Consider the following 4,833-nt stretch of genomic DNA (forward strand, 5'->3'; position numbering starts at 1 on the left):
CCATAGTAGCGTATTGTCCCGTGGGAACAAAAGGCTCTCCAACGCCCTGGTTACCATCGATGAAGCTCTTAGTAGCATCTTTCGCGAAGTCAAAAGTGATTTCCTCCCAGCCTGATCCTGTATGACTGGCAACCACTTCATTCTGCCTTTCGCCGTTCACCCCTCCTTCAAATTTAAGAAGGATCGGAACCGGAACAGTAGACCAGAATTTCATGGCGATGGTCTTATTGTCTCCACTGAAGTCTACAGGAGTATCCAGGTTGAAAGCACCGCCTTCAAACTGGGCACCTGAATTGGTGATTGCGCCGACTTTGGTAACATCAGGATTAGCACCTGATGGATCCGGGTTATCAACTACCTCATAACTCGCTCCATTGAATGTGCCAAAATCATAATCTACACCTTCTAAATCAAAAGAGATGGGCAATTCCAAAACCGCCCCAGGCGTCTCCAGATTAATATCATCGATATAGTAAATGGATCCATCTCCGGCAGGCTGATTTGTGGCATCGAAATCAGGGAAGAGCACAAATTTGTCATATGCATTGGCAGGATCTACAATTCCCCTGAAATCATAGGTAAGGGTCACCCATTCCTCGGCAACGTCCACGGTCTGGTCGATAAAGAGGTTAAGTCCGGCGTCACCGCCTTCCTTCTCGATTTGGAAGCGCACATTAACACCTGCCTTGGGCGACCAGATGTTTACCTTAAATACCTGGTCCACGCTCAGATCCATGTCCTCTGAAAAGATGTGGAAGATTCCTGAATACCAGGCAGCCCCTTCCACTTTGGTAAACTCATAAACCGTTTCCGAAGTGTTGATGCCGCTGGCATCGGGATTGGCAATCACACTGCCGGTTACCCCATCCCCTTCTTCAAATACACCGGTAAGTGTTTCATTGGATTCGAAATCAATCGGGAAGGTTTCGGCATTCGTCAAATCCTCAACGTTAAAGACTTCCGTTATCTCGGAAGTAGCAGCCCCCGCACCTCTTGCAACGATCCTGATGGTATATTCCCCTGGAGCTGCATACTGATAAACGGCGGATTCTCCGTCCATAATTGTCATGGGCTCTTCTTCAGCACTTTCACCGAAATAAACATCATAAACTGTCGCGTTCGTGGCTGAAGGAGTTACGGTAATTTCTAATGGATTGGACTGAGTTATCTCAGCTGTAAGGTCTGTTGGTGCCGCGAATGATATGGTTACGACACGGTTTAACTCACTGGTAAGCCCGGTCATTCCGATAGCTACGATCCTAAGGTTGAATTCACCCTCCCCGTAAATATGTGTTGCAGTTTCCCCCGGGTTTACCTCAGTGGGCGTTTCATCCTCTGTATCCCCATAGTAGATTTCGAAAAGGGTAGCGCCTTCTGCCGTTGGGGTCACAGAAACTTCCCCCGAGTCATCCTGGGCAATATCAAATTGGGCCTGCACATTGGTCGGTGCGGAGATGTCCTGGAATACATAGGAAAGTTCTTCTTCCTGGTTACATCCGCCAAAAAGGAGTACTCCTACGAAGAAAACGAAAAGGTATTTGATCTTTTTCATGGGTAGCTAATTTATCTTTACTAATATCCTGGGTTTTGTTCCCAGCGGTTTCCCGCTAATTCAATTTCTATAGATGGTATCGGGAACACTTCGTGCTTCCCGGTCTGGAATCCCTGTATTTCCTGAGCAGCCCTGCCGGTCCGCACCAGATCAAAGAAACGGTGTCCCTCCCCAACCAATTCTGCTCTGCGGTCCCGGTAGATGGCATCCCGGAGAGGTCCGCCCACCGCCGAAATTTCCGGGAGGGAAGCCCTCCTTCGCACTTCGTTGAGGTAATTCTGGGCTCGATCATCGCTGATTCCCCCGCTATTCAGGGCTTCCGCAGCCATCAACAATACGTCTGCATACCGAATGGCACGGTAGTTATTGGGTTTTGTCAAATTTGCATCCGGGGTATTAAGCCCCCCCTGACGTGGCAGGTATTTCAGGTTGAAATACCCGGTATGCTCATACCCTTCCACATAAGAAACCCCGATATTTTCAGCTGCCCAGGCCTCGATGTCGAGAATGGCCGCATCCCTGCGAACATCTCCAGGCTCAAATCCTTCATAGACCTCCTGAACGGGAACATTAAAGCTGAAGCCAGACTCAAATTCAGGGCCGGAATAATTTCGAATCCCGTTAAAGCCAACAGCCACATTTCCCTCACTACACTGCAGGCAACCAAAACCGGCACCTTCAACATCGGTGTACTGTACTTCAAAGACGGATTCAGCATTGTTTTCGTTGTCGTTTGCAAAAATGGTAGTATAATCCTGAACCAGGGCATAGGGTCCATTGTTGATAAGGTCCTCCAATACGGACGCAGCTTCATTATACTTATTCTGAAACAGGTAAACCTTGCCGAGGAGCGCCTGGGCTGCTCCTTTGGTAGCCCGGCCTGTTTCAGGTTGCACATAGGGCAGGATACCTGCTGCATAGATAAGGTCGGCTTCTATGACTTTCTCATATACTTCTGCTTTTGGGATCCGATCCAGGACGTCCTGGTCCCCGAAGAGCAGCCGGCGATCCACCGGCTCCCCAGTTTCGGAGTCCAGAGGGACAGGCACATCGCCGAACCACTTCACTAATTCAAAGTAATAATAAGCTCTCAGGAACCTGGCTTCCGCCAGAATGATTTCCTTGCCTTGAAAATCTGTTTTGTCCTTGAATTCCAGGATATAATTCGCGCGGTTGACCCCGGCAAACATCCAGTTAAAAATATCATTCAGCTGTTGATTTACAGGGGTGTGTACCATATCGTCGATCTCCTGTATACCAGGTACATCCGTCGCACTTTCGCCCCCCGCCAGGGTGTTGTCCGAGGCAATTTCCCCCAGAAGTACATTGAGATAGGTGGATTGGAGCAGGTCGTAGGCGGCTATAAGCGCCTCCTGATAATCCTGTTCAGAGTTGAAAAAATTCTCCGAATCCTCATCAAAGGAATCCACATCCACGAAATCATCGCTGCAGGAGTAGTTTCCCAACAGCAGCAGCAGGAAAAGGGCGGTGATTTTAAGGGTATAAGATCTCGTCTTCATGGCATTAAAATTTGAAATTTACTCCAAGCAAATAGGTCCTCGCTACGGGGTAGAAGCCAGGATCAATTCCGGCTCCAATCGGAGCCCCTGAGGAGGCAGCCGGGTCATAGCCCCTGTATTCCGTCAGGGTAAAGAGGTTATTGGCAGAGAGGTAAAAACGCAATTGGTCTATCCCCAGGTTCTCATTAAAGGTTGCCGGGAAGGTATACCCGAGCTGTATATTCTGGAGGCGGAGGAAGGAACCGTCCTCGACAAAGTAATCAGAAAACAAGGTGTTGGAAGTTGCCCCCGTGGTGACCCTTGGGTCCGTATTAGTACTGCCTTCCCCTGTCCAGCGATTCAGGGTATAGACGGAGCGGTTTACCAGGGGTTGGTTCCGCTCGTAATTCCTGACGATCTCATTTCCAATAGAGGCAAAGGCATAGGCCGTAAAATCCCATTGGTTCCAGTTCAGGGCTATATTAAGGCCCATGGTCGCATCCGGAATTGGGTTTCCGATATCGGTGCGGTCGTCGTTATCTATCACCCCATCCCCATTGATGTCCACAAAACGAAGGTCGCCGGGACTGGCATTGGGTTGGGTGGCATGGGCCTCCACTTCCGCCTGGTTCTGGAAGATCCCATCGGTCTGTAACCCGAAGAAGTAGCCCAGGGGTTTGCCGTCTTCCATCCGCGCGGGCGGGTCCTGCCCGACCCCAAAGGAGCCTCCCGGGATAAAGCCAACACCGTTGTTTACGGAGATAACCTCGTTGTCCAGGAACGTCACGTTGTAGTTAAAGCTGGCCGTGAAGGGCTTGGAGCGATCTGTTCGATACCCAATAGCAAATTCAAATCCACTGTTCTCCACGATCCCTGCATTTACCACCGGGGGTGCAGAGCCAGGGGCCGCTGCCCCGAGAATACCAGAAACAGGAGGGGTCACCAACAGGTCTTCAGTACGCCTTTTAAAATAATCAGCTGTAATGTCTACCCGGTCGTTGAACAGGCGCAGGTCCGCACCTATGTCCAGGGTCTTTTGCTCTTCCCATTTGATTTGAGGATTTGAGATGGCTCCTGCGGCCCTTCCAAAGACAAGTTCACCATCAAAAACGTAGGCTGCTTCCCCTGAGAGCACTGAGCGAAAGGCGTTAGTCGCGATCCGGTCGTTACCGACGATTCCATAACTCGCCCGGATCTTCATGAAATCGAGCCAATTGGAGTCCCCAATGAACTCCTCTTCGGTAAGTACCCATCCCAATGAGCCTGATGGAAAATATCCAAACCGGTTCTCGGGTCCGAAATTACTCGACCCGTCCCGGCGTATAATCCCGGAGAGGAGGTACTTATCTTTATAATTGTATTGGGCCCTGAAAAAGTAGGAGAGCAGACGGGAATCAAACTTCCCGACAGTATTGATGAAATTGTCTACGACGTCAGAGGCATTGTCCAGGTCGGCATTCTGATAATCGTTTCCGGGAATATCAAATCCCGTGGCTCCGGAAAACTGCCCACTGGTCCTGAAGACGGACATTCCAAGAGTAGCTTGAATGTTGTGACCTTCCCCGAAGCCCCGGTTGTATTTCAGGAAGGTATCCCAGGTATAGTCGCGAAAAATATTCTTACCCTCTGTAACAAAATTACGGTCTACGTTGAAGACCTTTCCGGACCCATAAAATACGGTGGGGAAAAAGGATTTGGAAATTACCTCTGCATAATTAAACTGAAAATTAGATTCAAAGGTGAAATCGCTGAGGAAAGTGTAGGCAGCCCCAATCTTACCAC

At 49.6% G+C, this 4,833-nt stretch carries 2 protein-coding genes and 1 pseudogene; all 3 read right to left on the bottom strand.

Annotated elements, in window-relative coordinates:
• Positions 1-1,552 (bottom strand): annotated as a pseudogene (locus WBV75_RS06135) (hypothetical protein); the annotation flags it as partial.
• A 20-nt stretch (positions 1,553-1,572) separates the two neighbouring features.
• On the bottom strand, positions 1,573-3,072 hold the full coding sequence (locus tag WBV75_RS06140; protein WP_424119760.1) for a RagB/SusD family nutrient uptake outer membrane protein: 1,500 nt from the start codon (positions 3,070-3,072) through the stop codon (positions 1,573-1,575).
• A gap of 4 nt (positions 3,073-3,076) precedes the next feature.
• Positions 3,077-4,833, bottom strand: a 1,757-nt coding sequence (locus tag WBV75_RS06145; RefSeq protein ID WP_424119761.1) for a SusC/RagA family TonB-linked outer membrane protein, incomplete at its 5' end; no start/stop codon positions are given.

It is taken from the genome of Robiginitalea sp. (assembly GCF_049588695.1).
Classification (GTDB): domain Bacteria; phylum Bacteroidota; class Bacteroidia; order Flavobacteriales; family Flavobacteriaceae; genus Robiginitalea.